Raw genomic sequence first — 22,047 nt, 5'->3', positions numbered from 1 at the left:
CATCGGGGCGGTGGGTCGCCGGATCGTCGTGGGGTGGGGGCGGCCGTACGGTGAGGGGACAGTCAGCGCGTTACCTGGGGGTTTGTCGTCATGGCCGCTCGTCGTCGTATCCGTACGCTCCTCGCCGTCGGCGGAGCCGTCGTCGCTCTCGGGGTCGCCGGTTGCGGGGGTGCGGATGTCGAGGGAGCGCCCGAGGAGCGGAAGAGCTTCGCGTTCTCCGGGGGGACGCTCACGATCGACGCCGGGAACTCACGGCTGGAGATCGTGCCCGCCGACATCGACGACGTGCGGGTGAGCCGGCGGGTCGACGGGTGGGTGTTCCTGGGGTCCGGGCCCGACGCGACGTGGCGGATGGAGGGCGGCACCCTCACCTTGCGGGTCGAGTGCGACGCCCTGGCCAGCGACTGCGGCTCCGTCCACCGGGTCCAGGTGCCGCGCGAGGTCGCCGTCACCGTGGAGAACGGCAACGGGGAGGTGACGGCCGACGGCTTCGCCACCGCCCTGACGGTACGGGCCGACAACGGCTCCGTCCTCGTGCGCGACGCGTCCGGTCCGCTGGAGCTGACCAGCGACAACGGGGAGGTCGTCGTCGGGGGCCGGACCACCTCCCGGCAGATCGTCGCCCGGGCCGACAACGGGGCCGTACGGCTCGCGCTCAGCGCCGTGCCGCGCCGGGTGGAGGCCACCAGTGACAACGGGGAGATCGACATCGCCCTGCCGAAGGCGACCTACGACGTCGACGGGCGCAGCGACAACGGCGAGGTCCGCGTCGACGTGCCGACCGCGAAGGGCAGCGGCCATGTCGTGACCGCGCGCAGCGACAACGGGGAAGTCGTCGTCCGCAGCGCGAACTAATGGACCCGTGTGTTCGTCCTTACCTGGTGGGAGAATGAACCGGACCGACCAGCGCGGCGATCACAGCACGGGAGAGGGACGTGGCGGCGACTCACGCAAGAGGCACGTCCACGCTGCGGCTCGCACTCGCGCTTCCGCTGCTCACGCTCGCGCTCCTGCCCGGCGCCTTCGCCGGAGGCGGCACCCGGCGGTGGTTCGGTGGGCGCGGGGAGAGCCAGCGGGCCGAGGCGCAGGCCGCCAAGGACGCGGCGGCGGCCGCGTTCTACGAGCTCGACACCGCCCAGCGAGATCTGCGGATCTCCATCGAGACGATCACAGCCGTCGACAGCTCCCCCGGGGCCCGTAGCGCCGTCGACGGCTTCGCCGCGCTCGGGCGCCGGATCGACGAGGTCAGCCACGCCTACATCACCGCCGTCGACGCCCACGATCTCGACCGGGACGAGCTCGACACGGGGACAGCCCAGCGGGCCCGGACCGAGCTGACCCGGGCCAAGGACGAGCTCGTACGGGTCAAGGGTGAACTGGACCGGTTCGAGCAGGGGCTCGGGCCGCTGCTCGACAAGGCCGAGACGCAGCTCGCCCGGCTCGCCCCCGCCGTCGAGCGGGCGCGGGCGGCGCTGCGGGCCGCCGGCACCGCCCTGGACACGGCACGGCGCGCGGGTCTGCGCGCCGACGAGCTCGCCGCGCGGCTCGCCGCCCTCGGCCCCGAGCTCACCAAGCTCAACGAAGGCGCCGGGCGGCACGGCGTCCCGGAGACCCTCCAGCGCGCCGACCGTGTGCTGCGGGACGCCGAAGCCGTACGCGTCGAGGCCGAGCGGCTCCCCGAGCGCGCCGCCGAGACCGACAAGCGCCTGGTCTCCCTCCGTACCCGCGCCGAGGCGCTCACCACCCGGGCCGAGGCCGTCGAGCCCGTCCTGTCCGAGCTCCGCCGCCGTTTCTCGGCCGCCTGCTGGCAGGACCTCCAGCACGTCCCCGAGCAGGCCGCCGAGAGCGTCCGCCAGGCCGAGGAGAGGCTCAAGGAGGCCGCGGCGGCCCGCGCGGAGCAGCGCTGGGCCGACGCCACCAGTTTGCTGGCCACCGCCCGTGCCCTGCTCGACAACACCGCCGAGGCCGTCTCCGCCGCCGGTGAGCGGCTCCGCCGTCTCGACGCCGTCGCCAAGGACCCCCGGCAGGAGATCGAGCGCGCCCGATTCGCCGTGCGCGACGCGCAGCGCCTCGCCATGGCGGGCCGCCACACCCCCGACCCGCGCCACGCCCGCCCCCTCGACGACGCCGTCGCCCGCCTCGACCGGGCGGTCGCCGCCCTCGACAGCGGCCGCCACCCCGACTACTGGCACTTCCTCACCGAGCTCGAGGCCGTCCGCGCGACCGCCGCCCGGGTCGTGGAACTGATCAGGGAGGACCGGGGCGGCGGCGGGGGCGGCGGCCGTTAGCCTGGTCCGTATGCCTCGTTACGAATACCGCTGCCGGACCTGTGGCGACACGTTCGAACTCAGCCGGCCCATGGCCGAGTCCTCCGCCCCCGCCGCCTGCCCCGAAGGGCACGACGACACCGTGAAACTGCTGTCCGCCGTCGCGGTCGGCGGTACGGCGACAGCCGGCCCCGCGCCCGCCGCGAGCGGGGGCGGCGGTGGCTGCTGCGAGGGCGGGTGCTGCGGCTGACCAGCCGTACCGGGCCGGGGAACCGAGACCAGGCATTCTCGGCCCGGGACCCGAGACCAGGCGTGTCTCGGCCCGGGACTCGAGACCAGGCGTTTCTCGGCCCGGGACCCGAGACCAGGCGTTTCTCGGCCCGGGACCCGAGACCGTGCGTTCTCTCGCGTCCGCGGTCCGCGCAGGACCGCCGGACAGGCGGCTGACCGGCCCTCGACGGCCGGGCCGGTCCACCACCCGGCCGGTCAGCTGCCCAGGTAGCGCAGCACCGCCAGCACCCTCCTGCTGTAGCCCTCGCCCCGGCCCGTCAGCTCCAGCTTGTCGAAGATCGCGTTGATGTGTTTCTCGACCGCGCTCTGCGAGACGTGCAGCCGGCCCGCGATCGCCGCGTTCGTGTGCCCCTGCGCCATCGCCGCCAGGACGTCCCCCTCCCTGGGCGTCAGCCGGGACAGCGGATCGGTGTGGGAGGAGCGGACCAGGAGGCGGCGGACGACCTCCGGGTCGAACGCCGTCCGTCCCTCCCCCACCCGTTCCAGCGCGTCCAGGAACTCGTCGACCTGCGCCACCCTGTCCTTGAGCAGATAGCCGACCGCCCCCTGCCCCGCCGACTCGCCGGTCAGCAGCTCGGTCGCGTAGCGCCGCTCCACGTACTGCGAGAGCACCAGTACGCCGATCCTCGGCCAGGCCCGCCGGATCTCCAGTGCCGCGCGCAGCCCCTCGTCCGTGTGGGTCGGCGGCATCCGGACGTCGGCCACGACCACGTCCGGCGGGTCGGCCGCCACCGCCGCGAGCAGTTCCACCGCGTCGCCGACGGCTGCCGTGACCTCGTGGCCCTCCTCCGCCAGGAGCCGTACGAGCCCTTCCCGCAGCAGCGTCGAGTCCTCCGCGAGCATCACGCGCACGGCAGCTCCGCCCGCACGACCGTCGGCCCGCCGACCGGGCTGTCCACCGCGAACCGCCCGTCCAGCGCCGCCGCCCGGCTCGCGAGACCCGCCAGGCCGCTGCCGGAGGCGTCCGCTCCGCCCGTTCCGTCGTCGTTCACACTCACACGCAACACACCGTCCTCCCGGGTGACTTGTACGTCGATACGGGTCGCTCCCGCATGCTTGACCACATTGGTGACCGCCTCGGAGACGACGAAGTACGCGACCGTCTCCACCGCCCTCGGCAGCGGCCCGGACACGTCGTACGCGAGTCCCACCGGCAGCGGGCCGCGCTCCGCGACCGCCTCGAGGGCCGCCCGCAGGCCCGCCTCGTCCAGGACCGTCGGATAGACCCGCCAGGCCACCTCGCGCAGTTCGGCCAGTGCGCGGCGGCTCTCCTCGTGGGCCTGGAGCAGCAGGACGTCGGCGCCGTGCGGGTCGCGGGCGCGGATACGGCGGGCCCGGCCGAGGAGCATGCCGAGGGCGACGAGCCGCTGCTGGACGCCGTCGTGGAGATCGCGTTCGATACGGCGCCGTTCGTCGTGCACGACGTCGATGACCTCGGCGCGGCTGCTGGCGAGTTCGGCGATGCGGGCTTCCAGGGCGTCGGCGTGGCGGGGGCCGAGCAGGCGGCGGGCCAGGCGGCTCTCCAGGGAGACGACGCCGAGCGCTCCCTGGACGGCGAGGAAGAGCAGGAAGAAGCCGCCCGCGCTGCTGAAGGCGACGAGCCAGGGGTGTTCGATATCGGTGATCAGCCAGCCGTAGAGGACGAAGGTGCCGAGGCCGAGGCCGTAGGCGGCGCAGACGAGGACGACTCCGCCGAGCAGCCCGAGCGGCCAGCGGGCCGCGAGATGGCGCAGGGCCGCGGCGTCTGCCTGGGCGCCCGGGAGCCGCACGCCGAAGAAGCGGTCGAGCCGCCGCCGCTCCAGCCGGAGCAGGCGGTGGGCGACGCCGGTCAGAGCGCCCAGGACGGCGCGGCGCCCGCGCGGCCAGGCGAGCACCGGCAGCAGCGCCAGTCCGGCGGCGATCAGGGCGAGCGGTCCGACGACGGCGGTGGCGGCGCCGAGCGTGAGACCGGCCGCCATCCGCAGTCCGTGCGCGACAGGCCCGGCGAGGATCCTCATGATCGGCCACGCTAGCCGGAGCCGCCGCCCGGGCGCACTGCGGAAAACCGCACCGCGAAAACCGTGTGCTTCGTCGTCGGAATACCGTGTGTTCGTCGTCGTGCGGCTGATCAGGCCGGGTCGGCGAGGGCGGCGGGGGTGGCCGTCCGCTCGGCGGGCAGGGTCGCGCGGTGGTCGCGGACAGCGGTGAGGAAGCGGCGCAGGATCTCCTCGCCGGCCGCCACTCCGCGCTCGGCCAGGACGTCGAGGTGGGGGGCGGTCCAGCCGGCGTCGGCGAGTTCGCCGTGGCCCGGCCGCCAGGCGCGGTCAGCGGCGAGCAGCAGGTCGGCGTCGAGGAGGGAGTCCCCGGCGGCCAGGGTGAGGCCGGCGCCGGTGCGGCGGGCGACCTCGCGCATCGCCGCGCTCTTGGTGAGCGGCTTCGGTACGGCGTACACCTTGCGGCCCTGGAGGGAGACGGTCCAGCCGCGGTCGTCGGCCCAGTCGCCGAACCGCTTCAACCACTCCTCGGGCAGCCGCTCGCGCTCGACGACCAGGTACGCGAAGAGGTCCTCGGCGACCCGGTGCTTGCGCACCCAGGACAGGTCGGTGGTGGCGGTGAAGTAGGCGCGGATCTCGGCGAGCGGCGCGCACTCGTCGCCGAGCCGGCGCAGCACGCTCTCGTGCCAGTCGCGGTCGGTGACGCCGTCGACGAGGAGGTGTCCGCCGTTGGCGCAGATGGCGTACTTCGGCGCGGGGCCGGGGAGTTGGATGCGCTGGTACTGCTTGCGGGTACGGGTGGTGGTGGGGACGAAGACCGTTTCCGCGGCCACCTCCGCCAGGAGCACGGCGGCGTCCTCGGTCATGTAGGACAGCGGCTTGGACTCGTGGACCTCGATGCTGAGCAGGCGGGGCGCCTGCGCGTCGGGCATGCCGAGGGCGAGGGCGGCGGCGGAGTAGATCAGCGTACGGTCGAGGTCGCTCGCGACCATCACGGCGGGCGTGGCGGCGTTCGTCACCGCTGGCGCGGCGGCCGTGGGGGCTGCCGGGGCCATGGGGGCCGTCGGGGCGTTCATCACCGTGGGCGTGGTGCCGTTCGTCGCGGTACTCACTGGGAGACCACCGCCTTCCCGTCGGCGCCGGTGGCGCCGCGCGTGTACTGGGGGTGGATCAGTCCGACGCAGGTGTACGGGAGTTCGTCGACCTCCTCGACGGGTACCCCGCGCTGTGCGGCGAGGAGGCGGACGTGGTCCAGGTCGGCGCCCGCGCCGCGCTGGGCGAGGATCTTCCAGGGGACGCGGCGCAGCAGCACCCGAGTGGTCTCGCCGACGCCCGGCTTGACCAGGTTGACGTCGTGGATGCCGTACTCCTCGCTGATCCGCTCGACAGCCGCCCAGCCCTCCCACGTGGGGTCGCGGTCGGCGCCCAGCAGTTCCTTGACCTCGGCGTCGACGGTTTCGCCGACCTTGTCGAAGCGGGCGGCGACCGCGTCGAGGAAGGCGTTGGACACGTCGGCGCCGGTCAGCTCGCGGTAGAACTTGCCGCCGTGGAAGTCGTCGGGTCCGACCAGGTCGGCGCGGAGGACCGTGCGTGATATCAGCCCGGACACGGTGGAGTTGAGGCAGGCGGACGGGATGAGGAAGTCCTCCCGGGTGCCGTAGGTGCGCACACAGGAGCCGGGGTCGGCGAGGACGGCGATCTCCGGGTCGAAGCCGGGGAAGTCCTTCAGTGCTTCGGCGAGTTCGCGGGTGATGGCGCCCTTGCCGGTCCAGCCGTCGACGAAGACGACGTCGGCGGGGTCGTGGTGGGCGGCGAGCCAGCGCAGCGCGTTGGCGTCGATGCCGCGGCCGCGCACGATGGAGACGGCGTAGTGCGGCAGTTCGAGGCCGTGGCGGGCCTGGGCCCAGCGGCGCATCAGCACTCCGACGGGGGTGCCGGCCCGGGCGAGCGAGACGAGCACGGGCCGCCCGCTGCCCCGGCCCGACCGCTCGGCGAGGACCGTCTCGGTGACGGTGCCGACAGCGCGGGCGATCCGGGTGGCGGACGTCTTCAGGGCCGCGTGGAAGAGCTCCTGGTACTGGGCGCTGGGCTGGTACTCCACGGGCAGCGACTCGGCGTAGTGCGCGCCGCCGCTCTGGATGGCCTCCTCGCGCTCCTCGGTCGGGGCCTCCAGCTCGACGTCCGAGAGGTCCTGGAGCAGCCAGCCGACCTCCTCGGGCGCGTACGAGGAGAAGGCGGGGCCGCGGAGGGGCTCGGGCAGCATGGAGGCCCTTTCGGGAGGCGTGGGCGGCGTGTAGGTCGGTACGACGGCGAGCACGACGTGCGGGATGTGCGCCGCGAGCTGGGCCAGCAGGCCGTCGGGGGCGTGGAGTGCGGGGGTGTCGGCGGCCGAGTCGACGACGGCGACGACCGCGTCGAAGCCGGCGCCGGCGACGTTGTACGCGTACCGCTCGCCGGGTCCGTCGGCGGGGGCGTCGTGGGCGGGGAAGACCAGCCGGGTGCGTATGGCGTAGCCGGGGTCGTCGACGGCGAGGACCGGCGAGCGGGTGGTGGTGGAGTACGACACGTCGTGTCCGGCGCGCTCCAGCTCGACGGCCAGCCGCAGCGGCGCGTACATCAGCTCCTCGAAGCCGAGGACGAGAACGCGACCGCCCGTACGGCCCGCTCCGCCGAGGGCGGCGGCCAGGCGCTCCGCCATGGCGGGCAGGGCGCCTCGCAGCGCGGCGGCGTGGGGCGCGGTGAAGCCGTGGCGGCCGCCGTCCGGGACGCCTTCGGGCCATCCGAGGTCGACCCGTACGGGAGACACACCGGGCGAGGCGCCCGCACATGCCTCCGCCGACGACCCCGGCGCTCGCGGGTCCGGCACTCGTGCCGTCTCCCGTTCGTACTCCGCCACCAGCGCCTGGCCCTTCTCCAGGACGCCGTCGGGGAGCCGTACCGTGCCCGCCGCTCCGGCCACGAGATCGATGCGGGCGCCGATCTCCTCGGCGAAGGCGTCCAGACGGCCCAGGTCGGCCGCGGAGCGCATGTCGACGAGGGCGACGACCACGTACCGGTCGCGGGGAGAGCGCTCGTGCAGGTCGCGGACGGTGTTGAGGACGGTGTTGCCGGTGGAGAACTCGTCGTCGACGAGGACCAGGGGCCCGTCGCCGGCCAGCAGCTTGGGGTCCTCGGGGAGGAGGAGGTGCGAGGTGGCGTGCGAGTGGGACTCCTCGAAGCCGCCCGCCGGTGCCACTCCGTCCACCGGGCGCCGGGTGGAGTGCAGGTACGGCGCGAAGCCGAGGCCGTCGGCGACGGAGTGACCGAGCGCGGTCGCCGTCTCCGCGTACCCGACGACCACGGCACGCGCGGCGTCCTCGGGCCCGAGGAGGTCCCGTACGCGCTCGCCGAGGGCGAAGCCCGCCTCGTAGACGACGGTGGGGCGCTGCGGCACGTGCTTGCCCAGCACGTGGGAGACGAGCAGATGCGCCCGTTTCGGGTTGCGGCGCAGTGCGAGGCCCAACAGGCCCGGGAGCTTCTCGTCGCCGACCAGTTCGACACCGAGTCGCTCGGCGACCCATGTTCCCGACCACACCACGTCGTCAATCACCCTTCGTCAGCCGGCCAGTCCGGCGGTCAGCAGATCCACGAAGCCGATGTCCTCCTTGGCGACGCCGAACACCTCGGCGCGCAGCAGGGTGCGCTCGGCCCACGCGCGATGCGGCTTCACTTCGTTCATCTTGTTCGTGTACGCGGAGCGCATCACTCCGCCTCCGCCCCGCTCCGGCCGCAGGATGTCCTGGGCGTCGCTGAACTCCTCGTGGCTGACGACGGAGAGGGCGTGCACCGGCACCACGTGGGTGGGGTGGATGCAGGTCTTGCCGAGCAGGCCGTTGGCCCGGTCGAGTTCGATCTCGCGCAGCAGCCCGTCGAGGTCGTGCTCGATGAGGGCGGTCCGCAGGTCCTCCGCCCGGCCCTCCAGGAAGGGGCTGCGGCGCAGCTGCGGCTTGAACATGCGCTCGCCGAGCCGGAAGTACTCCCAGACGGGCCCGGTGATGGTGAAGCCGGTGCCGTCGGAGCGGCCGAGGACGTTGACCACGTCGGCGATGACATGGGCGACGAGCTGGACGTCGTACGCCGTCATGTCGGGCGAGCGGCGCAGTCCGTAGGCGGAGCAGAAGTCGGTGACGCCGAGCCGTAGCGCGAGCACCCGGTCCCGGTACTTGTCGACGGTCGTGGCGATGCCGGCGAGGGTGTCGGCGCGCGTCTCGAGGTGGAGCAGTTCGGGGGACTCCAGGACGGGCATGGCGAAAAGTCGCCGTCCACAGGCCGTCTCGGCGGCGGTGAGCGCTTCGAGGAAGGCGTGGCCGCGGGTCTCGGTGAACTTGGGCAGCACGAATCCGGACAGCAGGCGGACGGTGTCGCCGAGCCGTGCGACGAGGTCGGTGATCTGGCGGGGCTCACGGACCCGGATGAAGAGCAGGGGCCGGTCGTCCCCGCCGCCCCCGTCTCCGCCCGCTTCGGCGCCCGCTTCGGCTTCCGCTTCCGCTTCCGCTTCCGCGAGGAGGCTGAAATGGCGGACCAGGTTCGCCTCGGCGGCCCGCACGTCCGCGTCGGCGATGGAGTCCTCCAGGCACAGCACCATGGAGACGACCCCGCGTGCGGCCTGTTTGCGGACGTCGTCGGCGAGCCGCGGCCGGGTGGCAGGGCTGTAGAGCGTGGCGCCCAGGGCCACGGCGAGCGTGCTCGCGGGTGAGTCGGCCGTGAACTCGGCCGGCTCCTGGTGGAACAGCCTGGCGCGCGAAGCGGCCGGGATGTGCCCGAAATGACGCATGTAACTCCCCCGACTGCCTTTGCGGGCCCTGATGACATGTGGCCGGTAATAGTACGTAGGTGCTGGTGTCCGTAGTTCCCCCCTCGCATGAAATCCAGGTAACTCGTCCGCATCCGATCGGTCTCTCCCCGATCGGACGAGGCCCCCGCGTTGTCCGGCGCCCGGCCGGGAAGGCAGGATGACGGTCATGACGCACGCGATGCTGAAGGGCTCCAACGTCCCTCTCGACACCGCGGCCGTACGGGCCGTGCTCCGCTGGACCCCGGGCCCCGGGGTCCCTGACGTGGACGCCTCGGCCCTGCTCCTGGGGGTGGACGGGCGCGTGCGCTCCGACGAGGACTTCGTCTTCTACAACCAGCCGCGCCACCCCTCGGGTCTGGTGCGCCGGCTGCCGAAGAAGCGGGTGGCGGAGGGACTGACCGACACGGTCGAGGCCGATCTCGGCGGGCTGGACCCGTCCGTGGACCAGGTGGTGATCGCGGCATCCTCGGACGGCGGCACCTTCCGCCGCGTCTCCGACCTGCGGATCCTGCTGTACGACGCGGGAGCGCCGGACCGGGAGCCGCTGGCGCTGTTCGATGTGACGGCGGAGACCGGCGAGGAGACGGCGATCATCTGCGGCGAGCTGTACCGGCGCGGCGACGCCTGGAAGTTCCGCGCGGTCGGCCAGGGCTACCCCACCGGGCTCGTCGGTCTCGCGACCGACTTCGGGATCTCGGTGGACGAGGCCGCGGAGGGCGAGGGCGCCGACGCCACCGCCGACCGGGACACCGCGGCGAGCCAGGACGCTTCCGCCGGCCCGGACACCGACGCGGCCCCGGACACGACCGCGGCGCCGGACACCGACGCGACGGTCGTCCATGCACCCGTGACCGCTCCCGTGCCTCCCGTGGCGCCTCCCGCCGTACCGCCCCAGCCGACGGCTCCTCCGGCGTACGGCTATCCGCAGCCCGCGTACGGCTACCCCCAGCCGGCCTCTCCCCAGCCCGCCTACGGCTATCCGCAGCCGGCCTCGCCGCAGCCCGCGTACGGCTACCCCCAGCCCGCTCCGGCCGCCGCGCCCGCTCCGGACCCGAACTTCCGGCTGCCTCCCATGGGGCCGCAGTTCGTGCGCCCCTGAGGGGTTCTCCGGGGCCACCCGGTCAGGCCTTCGTCTTGTAGCCGCGCCCCCACTGCAGGCCCCACCCGTACAGGCGGTCCAGCTCCGCCTGGAAGCCGTAGACGAACTTCACCTGGCGGCGGACGATCAGCTCGCCCTTCACGTTCTCGACGGTGAGGACGGCGCAGGAGCGCGCCTGCGGGGCGCGCTCGTCCAGTTCGATCTCGATCCGCGGGCCGTTGCTCGGGTAGAGCGTGACCTTGGCGTGGGTGCGGTCGAACGCCGGCGTCTGGTCGTAGATGTAGACGAAGAACAGCAGCCGCTTGATGGTGTCCTTGTGGTCGAGATTGACGAAGATCGTCTCGCCGGACGACCCGCCGAACCGGTCGTCACCGCTCAGATTCACGTACGGCGGCGCGTTCAGGGCACCGAAGAAGCCGCCCAGCGGCTGCACCACGCCCTTGCTGCCGTCGGTCAGCTCGTACATGCAGCCGAGGTCCAGGTCGACGTTGACGACGCCCAGGGTGTGCGCCTGGACGACCTCGGGCTTGAACAGCTGGGAGGGGTGGCGCAGCAGCCGGCCGCTCTGCCGGGAGCGCCCCTCGATGTCCGAGGTGCGCATCCGCCAGGAGAGGTTGACCCTCAGGTTGCCGGTGGCGGCGCCCTGCTTGGTGAGCGAGACCGACGGGTGTCTCTTCGTCAGGTCGATGGAGTTCGTCGAGGCGCTGCCCGAGTCGAACGGTGCCGCCCTGCCCGGAAACAGGCTGTCCCAGAAGGCCATGGCCCTCCCACCCCCCTTGTCCCTGGCCCCCCTGGGCCTGCCGATACGGCCTGTTGCCCAGGCCTGCCGATACGGCCGCCGTCGTGGCCTGCCGATACGGCGTGTTCGATACGCCGAGGGGCGGCCGGGTGCACCGGCCGCCCCTCGGTGAAGCGTTCCTCGTTGCCGCCCGTGTCACACCCCTGACGACACCTCGGTCTTGTCGTCCGGGGAGCCGGCCTTCCCCTCGGCCGCCGCGAGCCTGCGGTTGCGCTGGACGGAGGAGAGGAAGGACGCCGCGATCAGGAAGACACCGATGGTGCCGGTGATGAGCTCGCTGATCTCGTGCTCGATGGTGATGAGCAGGATGACGGCGAGGGCGCCGATCGCGTAGTGCGCGCCGTGCTCCAGGTAGACGTAGTCGTCGAGGGTGCCCTGGCGGACCAGGTACACCGTGAGCGAACGGACGTACATCGCGCCGATGCCGAGGCCGAGCGCCATCCAGAAGATGTGGTTGGTGATGGCGAAGGCGCCGATGACGCCGTCGAAGGAGAAGGACGCGTCGAGGACTTCCAGGTACAGGAAGAGGAAGAACGCCGCCTTTCCGGCCAGACCGACCGCGGAGACCGGCTTGCCCTGCGCCTTGGCCTTCTCCTCCTCCTCGTGCTCGCGCTCCTCCTCTTCCTCGAGCTTGTTCTCGAAGAAGCCGGAGAGCCCGCCGACGATGAGGTACGTGATGAGTCCGGCGACGCCGGCGAGCAGGACGGTCGCCGACTTGTCCTGGTAACCGGTGCTGGTGTGCGCGTGGGTGGCGAAGCTCATCGCGGAGAGGAGCAGGGCGATCAGCGCGATGCAGACCGACAGCATGTCGACCTTGCCGAGCTTGGCCAGCGGACGCTCCAGCCAACTGAGCCACTTGATGTCACGGTCCTCGAAGATGAAGTCGAGGAAGATCATGAGCAGGAACATGCCACCGAAGGCGGCGATCGCCGGGTGCGCGTCGGTGACCAGTGCCTCGTACCGCTCGGGCTGGTCCATCGCGAGCTCGATCGCCTCGATGGGGCCGACCTTGGCGCTGATGGCGACGATGGCGACGGGGAAGACCAGCCGCATGCCGAACACGGCGATGAGGATGCCGATCGTGAGGAAGATCTTCTGCCAGAAGGCATTCATCTTCTTCAGGATTCCGGCGTTGACCACCGCGTTGTCGAAGGACAGCGAGATTTCGAGGATGGACAGGATCAGTACGACCCCGAACGCCTCCCACCCCCACTGCCACGCGGCGAAAGCGAGGCCGAGCGCCGTGATGGCGAACGACCACCCGAAGGTTTTCAGAACCACTGTCTACCCCATCGTGTAAGTACGCGGCTTTACGAAACGTTGACCCCGAAGTCTAGAGCGATGCCCCGAAGGCCGGACGCGTACCCCTGTCCGACCGCCCGGAACTTCCATTCGCCGCCGTACCGGTAGAGCTCACCGAAGATCATGGCGGTCTCGGTGGAGGCGTCCTCGGAGAGGTCGTAGCGGGCGAGTTCCTGACCGTCCGCCTGATTCACCACGCGGATGAAAGCGTTGCTGACCTGGCCGAAGGTCTGGCCTCTGTTGTCGGCCTCGTGGATCGAGACCGGAAAAATGATCTTGTCACAGTGCGCCGGGACCTTGACCAGGTCCACGATGAGCGACTCGTCGTCGCCGTCGCCCTCGCCGGTGAGGTTGTCCCCCGTGTGCTCGACGGAGCCCTCGGGGCTCTTGAGGTTGTTGTAGAAGACGAAGTACTCGTCCCCGAGCACGCGTCCCGACTGGCACAGCAGGGCGCTGGCGTCGAGGTCGAAGGGGGCTCCGGTGGTGGAGCGCGCGTCCCAGCCGAGGCCGACCAGCACCTGGGTGAGATCGGGTGCGGCCTTGGAGAGGGAGACGTTGCCTCCCTTGGCGAGCGTGACGCCCATGATGTGGTTCCTCCCCGGTGAGTACCGCTGACGCTGCTGACGCTGCTGATACCGCTGATACCGCTGATACCGCTGCCGCTACCGCCCCCGACAGCTGATACGGCTGCTGAGGCTGCCGATGAGGCACGTCCGGCGCCGCACGGAGGGTGCGGCGCCGGACGGCTCGGTCACTTCGTGCTGCGGACGGCTCAGACGTTGACGCCGAAGTCCGCCGCGATGCCGCGCAGGCCGGAGGCGTACCCCTGGCCGACCGCGCGGAACTTCCACTCGTCGCCGTTGCGGTACAGCTCGCCGAAGACCATGGCGGTCTCGGTCGAAGCGTCCTCGGAGAGGTCGTACCGGGCGATCTCGGCACCGCCGGCCTGGTTCACGACGCGGATGAACGCGTTGCGGACCTGGCCGAAGGACTGCTGGCGGTTCTCGGCGTCGTAGATCGACACCGGGAAGACGATCTTGGCGACATCGGCCGGCACGGTGGCCAGGTTGACCTTGACCTGCTCGTCGTCGCCCTCGCCCTCACCGGTGAGGTTGTCACCGGTGTGCTCGACCGAGCCGTCGGCGCTCTTCAGGTTGTTGAAGAACACGAAGTCCTGGTCGTTGCGGACCTTGCCCTCCGCGTTCACCAGAATGGCGCTGGCGTCCAGGTCGAAGTCCGTCCCGGTGGTGGTGCGGACGTCCCAGCCCAGACCGACCATGACGGCGGTCAGGCCAGGGGCCTCCTTGGTCAGCGAGACGTTGCCGCCCTTGCTGAGGCTGACTCCCACGAGTCCCTCCATTGGTTTCCAGGGGCAGCGCCCCCGTCGTGCGTTGGCATCGGATCAACGACTGGATCCTAGTGACGGGTTCCCGGCCGGGACAGACGATTCGCCCCGACACACCTAGAGGGTGTCGAGCGCCTTGAGGTAGTCGTTGAGGTCGCGGGCGTCCGGGAGGGCGTTGACGACGCTCCAGCGGACGACGCCGTCCTTGTCGATGATGAACGTGCCGCGCACGGCGCAGCCCTTGTCCTCGTCGAAGACGCCGTAGGCGCGCGAGGCCTCGCCGTGCTTCCAGAAGTCGGAGAGCAGCGGGTACTCCAGGCCCTCCTGCTCGGCGAAGATCCGCAGGGTGTGGATGGAGTCGTTGGAGACGGCCAGGAGCTGGGTGTCGTCGTTGACGAACTTCGGCAGGTTGTCACGCAGCTCGCACAGCTCACCGGTGCAGACGCCGGTGAAGGCGAAGGGGTAGAAGAGCAGCACCACGTTCTTCTTCCCCTGGTAGTCGGAGAGCCTCACGGTGCGCCCGTGGTTGTCCTTGAGCTCGAACTCCGGGGCCTTGGTGCCGACCTCGATCGCCATGCGTACGCGTCCCTTCCGCTGGACCTTCACTGGACTTCACTGGGCTTCACTGGACCGAACAGGTGAGGCCCCAGCTTAGACACCGCCACGCACAGAGCCCCCGCCGACGGGTGTCGGCGGGGGCTCCTGCTGCTTGGGGGGAGATCAGCGCTTGGGTGCCACCAGTCGGCTGCCCGACCAGTCCTTGGCGACGCTGATGCTCTTGGTCTGGGAGAAGCCGGCCGTCTGGGCGGCATCACTGATGTCGCTCGGCTCGACGTAACCGTCACGGCCTGTCTTGGGCGTCAGCAGCCATACGACTCCGCCGTCCTCCAGCAGGCCGATGGCATCGACCAGGGAGTCCGTCAGGTCTCCGTCCTCGTCGCGGAACCAGAGCACGACGGCGTCGGCGACGTCGTCGTAGTCCTCGTCAGCGAGGTCCGACCCGATGATGGACTCGATGCCTTCGCGGAGATCGAAGTCGACGTCGTCGTCGTAACCGATCTCCTGGACCACCTGTCCGGGCTCGAACCCCAGCCTCGCTGCCGGGTTGGTCCGCTCCTCCGCGTGGTCCGCGGTCGCGCTCACGGCTTGCCTCCTGATCGTGTATCGGAAAATGCTTGGGCCGCGCGCGTACGCGCGGCGCTGGCCGTAGTCCACACGGGCTGGGCGGATCGCGCAAGTACCCGGCCGTCGAGACCGCCGAAACGGTGACGTTTGGGGCCGTCTCGCCGAAACTTCCGGACTGGAACCACTCCGCTCCGTGATGCAGGGCACACGCTTCGTACCGGTTTATGGTCTTCCGCGGTTTCAGTCTGCCGAACGCGCTGACGAAACGCATGCGCGGGTTGGGCGTAAGGTTGCGATTTGACCCAACCAAGCGCCCCCGGGGGGTTACCCCTCGGTAGAGATGACGGGTGACACCGACGGGGTACACGATGGACGTCCCCGGCTTCCCCGTGGGCTCCACCGAAGCTCCACCGAACAGCGAAGGAACAGCGTGGCTTCCGGATCCGATCGCAACCCGATCATCATTGGCGGCCTTCCCAGCCAGGTCCCGGACTTCGATCCGGAGGAGACCCAGGAATGGCTCGACTCCCTCGATGCCGCCGTCGACGAGCGCGGCCGCGAGCGGGCCCGCTACCTCATGCTCCGCCTGATCGAGCGGGCCCGCGAGAAGCGCGTGGCCGTGCCAGAGATGCGCAGCACGGACTACGTCAACACCATCGCCACCAAGGACGAGCCGTTCTTCCCGGGCAACGAGGAGATCGAGCGGAAGGTCCTCAACGCGACCCGCTGGAACGCCGCCGTGATGGTCTCGCGCGCGCAGCGCCCGGGCATCGGGGTCGGCGGCCACATCGCCACCTTCGCCTCCTCCGCCTCGCTCTACGACGTCGGCTTCAACCACTTCTTCCGGGGCAAGGACGAGGGCGACGGCGGTGACCAGATCTTCTTCCAGGGGCACGCCTCCCCCGGCATCTACGCCCGCGCCTATCTGCTCGACCGGCTGAGCGAGACGCAGCTCGACGCCTTCCGCCAGGAGAAGTCGAAGTTCCCGAACGGCCTGTCGTCCTATCCCCACCCGCGGCTGATGCCGGACTTCTGGGAATTCCCGACCGTCTCGATGGGCCTCGGCCCCCTCGGCGCGATCTACCAGGCCCGGATGAACCGTTACATGGAGGCGCGCGGCATCGCCGACACCTCGAAGTCGCACGTCTGGGCGTTCCTCGGCGACGGGGAGATGGACGAGCCGGAGTCGCTCGGCCAGCTCACGATCGCCGCCCGCGAGAACCTCGACAATCTGACCTTCGTCGTCAACTGCAACCTGCAGCGGCTCGACGGACCGGTGCGCGGCAACGGCAAGGTGATCCAGGAGCTGGAGTCGGTCTTCCGCGGCGCCGGCTGGAACGTGATCAAGCTGGTGTGGGACCGGTCCTGGGACCCGCTGCTCGCCCAGGACCGCGACGGTGTGCTCGTCAACAAGATGAACACCACGCCCGACGGCCAGTTCCAGACGTACGCCACCGAGACCGGCGCGTACATCCGCGACCACTTCTTCGGCGACGACCACCGGCTGCGGGCGATGGTCGAGAACATGAGCGACGACCAGATCCTGCACCTGGGCCGCGGTGGTCACGACCACAAGAAGATCTTCGCGGCGTTCTCGGCGGCCAAGGCGCACACGGGCCAGCCGACGGTGATCCTCGCGAAGACCATCAAGGGCTGGACGCTGGGCCCGAACTTCGAGGGCCGCAACGCCACCCACCAGATGAAGAAGCTGACGGTCGACGACCTCAAGCGCTTCCGCGACCGGCTGCACATCCCGATCACGGACAAGCAGCTGGAGGACGGCCTTCCGCCGTACTACCACCCGGGCCGGGACTCCGAGGAGATCCAGTACATGCACGACCGCCGCAAGGCGCTGGGCGGGTACGTCCCGACCCGTGTCGTGCGGGCGAAGCCGCTTCCGCTGCCGGAGGACAAGACCTACGCAGCGGTGAAGAAGGGCTCCGGGCAGCAGTCGATCGCCACCACGATGGCGTTCGTACGGCTGCTCAAGGACCTGATGCGGGACAAGGAGATCGGCAAGCGCTTCGTGCTGATCGCGCCGGACGAGTACCGCACGTTCGGCATGGACTCGTTCTTCCCGAGCGCCAAGATCTACAACCCGCTGGGCCAGCAGTACGAGGCCGTGGACCGCGAGCTGCTGCTCGCGTACAAGGAGTCCCCGACCGGGCAGATGCTGCACGACGGCATCTCCGAGGCCGGCTGCACCGCCTCGCTGATCGCGGCGGGTTCGGCGTACGCCACGCACGGCGAGCCGCTGATCCCGGTCTACGTCTTCTACTCGATGTTCGGTTTCCAGCGGACCGGCGACCAGTTCTGGCAGATGGCCGACCAGTTGGCGCGCGGCTTCGTGCTCGGTGCCACCGCCGGCCGTACGACCCTGACCGGCGAGGGCCTCCAGCACGCGGACGGCCACTCGCAGCTGCTCGCCTCGACCAACCCGGGCTGTGTCGCCTACGACCCGGCCTTCGGCTTCGAGATCGCGCACATCGTCCGGGACGGCCTGAAGCGGATGTACGGCCCCGACGCCGAGGACGTCTTCTACTACCTGACCGTCTACAACGAGCCGATCCAGCACCCGGCGGAGCCCGAGGACGTGGACGCCGAGGGCATCCTCAAGGGCATCTACCGCTTCAAGGCGGGCGAGTCGGGCGAGCTGCCCGCGCAGATCATGGCGTCCGGCGTCGCCGTGCCGTGGGCGGTCGAGGCGCAGCGGATCCTCGCCGAGGAGTGGAACGTCCGCGCGGACGTCTGGTCGGCGACGTCGTGGAACGAGCTGCGCCGCGAGGCCGTGGAGGTCGACCGGCACAACCTCCTCCACCCGGAGGAGGAGCAGCGCGTCCCGTACGTGACGCGGAAGCTCTCCGGCTCCCAGGGCCCGTTCGTGGCGGTCTCGGACTGGATGCGCTCGGTACCGGACCAGATCTCCCGGTGGGTGCCGGGTCCGTACACCTCGCTGGGCGCGGACGGTTTCGGTTTCGCGGACACGCGTGGTGCGGCCCGGCGCTACTTCCACATCGACGCCCAGTCGATCGTCCTGGCCGTCCTCACCGAGCTCGCCCGCGCGGGCAAGGTCGACCGCTCGGTCCTGAAGCAGGCCGTGGACCGCTACCAGCTGCTCGACGTGTCGGCGGCGGACCCGGGCGCCGCGGGCGGCGACGCGTAGAACGTCCTGGTGGGCCGGGTGTGGGGGCGGAGACGCCCCCGCGTCCGGCCTACGATGCCCGGCATGAAGGAACGCTGGGAGAAGCACACCCAAACGCCACTGCTGGCTCTGGCAGTGGCGTTCGGCGTCGCGTACGCGGTACCGATCGTGGCGCCGGATGCCGAGCGCTGGGTCCACGACCTGTGTCTGGCCGTGGAGTGGGTCGTGTGGGGTGCGTTCGCCGTCGACTACGTCGTACGGCTGGCTCTGGCACCCGCCAGGTGGGCATTCGTCCGCACGCACCCGCTGGATCTGCTGGCGGTGCTGCTGCCGCTGGTTCAGCCGCTGCGGCTGCTGCGTCTGGTCTCGACGCTCCTCCTCGTGGGTCGGCGGTCCCGGATGGCCCCGCAGATCACGCTCACCACCTATGTGGGGGGCGCGGTGGTCGGGTTGATGATGTTCGGCTCCCTGGCCGTCCTCCATGTGGAGCGCTCGGCTCCCGGTGGGAACATCAAGACGCTCGGTGACGCGGTGTGGTGGTCGTTCACCACGATGACGACGGTGGGCTACGGCGATCACGCCCCGACCACCGGTCTCGGCCGGGTCCTGGCGGTGGGTCTGATGCTGTCGGGGATCGCCCTGCTGGGTGTGGTCACCGCCAACATCGCGGCCTGGTTCATCTCCCGCTTCGAGCGGGACGACGCGGCCGAACGCCGGCAGACGGAGCTGCTGGAGGCGCTGGCGTGCGAGGTGAGGGAGCTGCGGGCCGAGGTGGCCCGCCTCTCGGCGCCCGCCGCCGCGACTCCAGCCGTGCCCGCCGCCGCACCGGCCGCCGTGCCCGCAACCGTTACCCCGGCCGTGCCCGAGCAGGCCGGACCGGCTACCGCTCCCAGATCTTGAAGGCTCTGACCTGGTACGGGGTCTGCGGCACCCACACGCCGCGGCCCGGGTAGGTCTCGAACTCACCGGTCTCCGCGCACTCGGCCGACTGGTAGACGGTGACAGGCCGTCCGGTCCGGTTGGCCAGGGCGTGGGCCGTGGCGCCCGCGGCCAGCGGCACGCAGCTCTCGATGTCGGTGTCGGACAGCTCGTGCGTGTGCGCCTTCCCCTTGAACTCGGCCTTCGGCCACAGGCAGAGCTGGCCGGGCGCGCAGGCGCCGAGCCTGGGCGCCGGCGCGGCGGTGGCCGGCGCGCCCGCCGTGAGCAGGGTGAGGAGGGCCGCCCCCAGGACGGCCGTGAGAAACGTCTTCGTACGCATATCGGTGAACCCCCCGTTTTCGTCACTCTCTGTGATCAGAACTCTGGATCACCTCGCCGCCCGAGGGGAAGAGGCTCAGGGCCGGTTCACCCGGATAGGTGAATGCCCCCGCCGGACCGGGTCCGGCGGGGGCACGCGTACGCACAGTCGGCTCAGATGTGGGCGCCGCCCGCACCCGCCTCCGCGTTCTCGCCGCGCTTGGTCAGCGTGGCGACCAGCGCCGCGACGACGGCGACGACACCGGCCACGGTGAAGGCCAGCCCCATGCCCTGCATGAACGTGTCGTGGATGACGCCCCCGATGGTGTCGAACAGGTCGGGGGTCATACCGGGCGCCTTGGCCAGCTCCGGCGGGACCATGCCGAACTCGGCCGCCTGTTCCAGCTGGGGGTCGGCCGGCACGGGGATGCCGGCGTCCTTCCAGTTCTCCTCGAAGGCGCTGGAGACCTTGGACGACATGACCGCGCCGAGCACCGCCGTACCGAGCGCGCCGCCGACCTGCATCGCGGCCTGCTGCAGACCGCCGGCGACGCCGGAGAGCTCCAGCGGGGCGTTGCCGACGATGACCTCGGTGGCGCCGACCATGACCGGGGCGAGACCCAGACCGAGGAGGGCGAACCAGAGGGACATGGCGAAGGTGCCGGTCCCCTCCGAGAGGGTGATCATGCCGAACATCGCGGCGGCCGTGCAGACCATGCCGCCGACCAGCGGGATCCGCGGACCGAACTTGGTGATGAGCGCACCCGCCAGCGGCGAGGAGACGATCATCATCGCGGTCAGCGGCAGCAGGTGCAGACCGCTGTCGACCGGGCTGAGGCCCTTGACGCCCTGGAGGTAGAAGGTCACGAAGAACAGGCCGCCCATGAAGGCGAAGGCCATCAGGACCATCAGCACGACACCCGCCGACAGCGGGATCGAGCGGAACATCGCCAGCGGGATCAGCGGCTCCTTGACCTTGGTCTCCCAGAGCGCGAAGAGCGCGAAGAGGAGCACCGCGCCGCCCAGGAAGCCCCAGGTGTTGCCGCTCGCCCAGCCCCAGGACTCACCGGCCTTGATGATGCCCCAGATGAGGGACCCCATCGCCGCGGAGAGCAGCAGGATGCCGAGGACGTCGAAGGAGCGCGGGGCGTTCTCGGCCCGGTGGTCCCTGAGGATCACCACGCCGAGGACCAGCGCGAGGACGCCGACCGGCACGTTGATGAAGAAGACGGACTGCCAGCTGACGTGCTCCACGAGCAGGCCGCCGACGATCGGGCCGCCCGCGGTGGAGGCGCCGATGACCATGCCCCAGATGCCGATGGCCATGTTCAGCTTCTCGGCGGGGAAGGTGGCGCGGAGCAGTCCGAGCGCCGCGGGCATCAGCAGGGCGCCGAAGAGGCCCTGGAGGACGCGGAAGGCGACCACGAGCCCGATCGAGTCGGAGAGGCCGATCGCGCCGGAGGCGGCGGCGAAGCCGGCGATGCCGATGAGGAAGGTCTGGCGGTGCCCGAAGCGGTCACCGAGCTTCCCTGCGGTGATGAGGGCGACGGCCAGCGCCAGCAGATAGCCGTTGGTGATCCACTGGACCTGGGCGAGCGAGGCGCCGAGGTCCGTCTTGATGGCGGGGTTGGCGATGGCGACGATCGTGCCGTCGAGCGCCACCATCATCACGCCGACAGCGACGGCGAACAGGGTCAGCCAGGGGTGGCCTCGCAGTCCCTTCGCCGGGGCCTGCGCGGGCTCCCTGGCATCCCCCTGACCCTGCGGGGCCTTATCCACGGTGGTCTGACTAGTCATACCGATGAGGCTAGTGTCAGTCGCTGACAATTGACAAAGCGATTCATGCGTCGGTAACTGTCACGTAGCTCACAGGTACGCTGAGCTGCACACACAGCGGCGGAAAGCGGGCGGAAAGAGGACCATGCGGTGACGGTTTCCGGGCTGCGGGAGCGAAAGAAGCAGCGCACGCGCGACGCGCTGCTGCGGGCGGCCCTGGAGCTGTTCACGACCCACGGGTACGAAGAGACCACCGTGGACGAGATCGTCGACGCGGTCGAGGTCTCCCAGCGCACCTTCTTCCGCTACTTCGCCTCCAAGGAGGACGCGGCCTTCGCCGTCCAGAAGATGGTGGAGGAGCGCTTCGTACGGGCTTTGGCCGAACGGCCCGCCGAGGAGGGCCCGCTCGAGGCGATGCGCAACGCCGTGCTCGGCTCCTGGGACACCATCGGCGAGGCGATCATGGAGGTCGTCCCCGTCGAGCTGTACCTGCGGACCTTCCAGATGATCGAGTCGACACCCGCCCTGCTCGCCACCCATCTGCGCCGGGCCACCGAGATGGAGGAGAGCATCGCCCGGCTGATCGCCGAACGCGAGGGCCTGGACGTGGACGAGGACCCGCGCCCCCGCATCGCGGTGGCGGCGTTCAGCGGCGTCATGCGGGTCACGGGCCAGCTGTGGGGTCGCGGCACGGACCCGACCCTGGATGCGATCCGCGCGCTGACCGAGCGCTACCTCGACCACCTCGGTCCGGCGCTCGAACCGCACTGGCGCGACTGACGTTCCATCAAGAACCGTGAGCCGGGCGGGGCGTGCGCCCGCGCGCACGGAGCGTCACCCCCCCCCCCGGGCCACACT

General features: G+C 70.9%; 20 protein-coding genes. 7 read left to right on the top strand and 13 right to left on the bottom strand.

The features are described 5' to 3' along the window. Positions 1-90 precede the first annotated feature (90 nt). The 3 genes from ACWDX6_RS01205 (at position 91) to ACWDX6_RS01195 (ending at position 2,517) form a co-directional block, all read left to right on the top strand. A complete protein-coding gene (locus ACWDX6_RS01205) occupies positions 91-855 on the top strand; it encodes a DUF4097 family beta strand repeat-containing protein (RefSeq protein WP_451482851.1) in 765 nt (254 codons plus the stop codon). An 80-nt stretch (positions 856-935) separates the two neighbouring features. Further along, a complete protein-coding gene (locus tag ACWDX6_RS01200) occupies positions 936-2,288 on the top strand; it encodes a hypothetical protein (RefSeq protein WP_451482850.1) in 1,353 nt (450 codons plus the stop codon). 10 nt (positions 2,289-2,298) lie between these two features. Continuing rightward, on the top strand, positions 2,299-2,517 hold the full coding sequence (locus tag ACWDX6_RS01195) for an FmdB family zinc ribbon protein (RefSeq protein WP_451482849.1): 219 nt from the start codon (positions 2,299-2,301) through the stop codon (positions 2,515-2,517). Between the two features lie 236 nt (positions 2,518-2,753). Here the strand turns inward: ACWDX6_RS01195 and ACWDX6_RS01190 are convergent, their stop codons facing one another. From ACWDX6_RS01190 to ACWDX6_RS01170, 5 genes are all read right to left on the bottom strand, one after another. Further along, positions 2,754-3,401: a response regulator transcription factor gene (locus ACWDX6_RS01190; RefSeq protein ID WP_451482942.1), complete on the bottom strand. Its 648-nt coding sequence runs from the start codon at positions 3,399-3,401 to the stop codon at positions 2,754-2,756. Beyond that, positions 3,401-4,555 (bottom strand): sensor histidine kinase, encoded by a 1,155-nt coding sequence (locus ACWDX6_RS01185; RefSeq protein WP_451482848.1) that lies wholly within the window; start codon positions 4,553-4,555, stop codon positions 3,401-3,403. Before ACWDX6_RS01185 ends, ACWDX6_RS01190 begins: the two co-directional genes overlap by 1 nt. 110 nt (positions 4,556-4,665) lie before the next feature. Beyond that, positions 4,666-5,586: an HAD family hydrolase gene (locus ACWDX6_RS01180; protein WP_451482941.1), complete on the bottom strand. Its 921-nt coding sequence runs from the start codon at positions 5,584-5,586 to the stop codon at positions 4,666-4,668. Between the two features lie 53 nt (positions 5,587-5,639). Next, on the bottom strand, positions 5,640-8,108 hold the full coding sequence (locus tag ACWDX6_RS01175) for a phosphoribosyltransferase (RefSeq protein WP_451482847.1): 2,469 nt from the start codon (positions 8,106-8,108) through the stop codon (positions 5,640-5,642). Between the two features lie 18 nt (positions 8,109-8,126). Then, on the bottom strand, positions 8,127-9,344 hold the full coding sequence (locus ACWDX6_RS01170; RefSeq protein WP_451482846.1) for an HpcH/HpaI aldolase/citrate lyase family protein: 1,218 nt from the start codon (positions 9,342-9,344) through the stop codon (positions 8,127-8,129). Between the two features lie 178 nt (positions 9,345-9,522). Here ACWDX6_RS01170 and ACWDX6_RS01165 point away from each other — a divergent pair, with 178 nt between their 5' ends. Continuing rightward, positions 9,523-10,464, top strand: a complete 942-nt coding sequence (locus tag ACWDX6_RS01165; RefSeq protein WP_451482845.1) for a TerD family protein — start codon at positions 9,523-9,525, stop codon at positions 10,462-10,464. 22 nt (positions 10,465-10,486) lie between these two features. On the opposite strand, the gene ACWDX6_RS01160 is transcribed toward ACWDX6_RS01165, so the two are convergent. From ACWDX6_RS01160 to ACWDX6_RS01135, 6 genes are all read right to left on the bottom strand, one after another. After that, positions 10,487-11,224, bottom strand: coding sequence for a TerD family protein (locus ACWDX6_RS01160; protein WP_451482844.1), 738 nt, complete (start codon positions 11,222-11,224; stop codon positions 10,487-10,489). Between the two features lie 174 nt (positions 11,225-11,398). Then, the gene (locus tag ACWDX6_RS01155) at positions 11,399-12,544 is read right to left on the bottom strand and encodes a DUF475 domain-containing protein (protein ID WP_451482843.1); all 1,146 of its coding nucleotides are present in this window, start codon (positions 12,542-12,544) and stop codon (positions 11,399-11,401) included. Between the two features lie 29 nt (positions 12,545-12,573). Beyond that, positions 12,574-13,149, bottom strand: a complete 576-nt coding sequence (locus ACWDX6_RS01150) for a TerD family protein (protein ID WP_403288990.1) — start codon at positions 13,147-13,149, stop codon at positions 12,574-12,576. Positions 13,150-13,337: 188 nt separating this feature from the next. After that, on the bottom strand, positions 13,338-13,913 hold the full coding sequence (locus tag ACWDX6_RS01145) for a TerD family protein (RefSeq protein ID WP_451482842.1): 576 nt from the start codon (positions 13,911-13,913) through the stop codon (positions 13,338-13,340). A gap of 114 nt (positions 13,914-14,027) precedes the next feature. Next, on the bottom strand, positions 14,028-14,486 hold the full coding sequence (locus ACWDX6_RS01140; RefSeq protein ID WP_403288987.1) for a peroxiredoxin: 459 nt from the start codon (positions 14,484-14,486) through the stop codon (positions 14,028-14,030). Between the two features lie 144 nt (positions 14,487-14,630). Continuing rightward, on the bottom strand, positions 14,631-15,053 hold the full coding sequence (locus tag ACWDX6_RS01135) for a DUF3052 domain-containing protein (RefSeq protein WP_137989507.1): 423 nt from the start codon (positions 15,051-15,053) through the stop codon (positions 14,631-14,633). Between the two features lie 412 nt (positions 15,054-15,465). On the opposite strand from ACWDX6_RS01135, the gene aceE reads away from it, so the two are divergent. Both aceE and ACWDX6_RS01125 read left to right on the top strand, forming a co-directional pair. After that, entirely contained in the window at positions 15,466-18,198 is a 2,733-nt protein-coding gene (aceE, locus tag ACWDX6_RS01130) for a pyruvate dehydrogenase (acetyl-transferring), homodimeric type (RefSeq protein ID WP_451482841.1), read from the top strand. Positions 18,199-18,261: 63 nt separating this feature from the next. After that, a complete protein-coding gene (locus tag ACWDX6_RS01125; RefSeq protein WP_451482840.1) occupies positions 18,262-19,077 on the top strand; it encodes a potassium channel family protein in 816 nt (271 codons plus the stop codon). On the opposite strand, the gene ACWDX6_RS01120 is transcribed toward ACWDX6_RS01125, so the two are convergent. Continuing rightward, on the bottom strand, positions 19,058-19,435 hold the full coding sequence (locus tag ACWDX6_RS01120; protein ID WP_451482839.1) for a peptidase inhibitor family I36 protein: 378 nt from the start codon (positions 19,433-19,435) through the stop codon (positions 19,058-19,060). The genes ACWDX6_RS01125 and ACWDX6_RS01120 overlap by 20 nt on opposite strands. Before the next feature lie 152 nt (positions 19,436-19,587). After that, positions 19,588-21,210: an MFS transporter gene (locus tag ACWDX6_RS01115; RefSeq protein WP_451482838.1), complete on the bottom strand. Its 1,623-nt coding sequence runs from the start codon at positions 21,208-21,210 to the stop codon at positions 19,588-19,590. Between the two features lie 129 nt (positions 21,211-21,339). Between ACWDX6_RS01115 and ACWDX6_RS01110 the strand changes: the two genes are divergently transcribed. After that, complete coding sequence (locus ACWDX6_RS01110; protein ID WP_451482837.1) at positions 21,340-21,969, top strand: TetR/AcrR family transcriptional regulator; 630 nt, start codon at positions 21,340-21,342, stop codon at positions 21,967-21,969. The last annotated feature ends 78 nt before the right edge of the window (positions 21,970-22,047 follow it).

The sequence above is a fragment of the Streptomyces sp. NPDC003027 genome, assembly GCF_053591435.1.
Note: the sequence above shows the minus strand (reverse complement) of the source record. Positions and strands in the feature narration are given on the sequence as shown.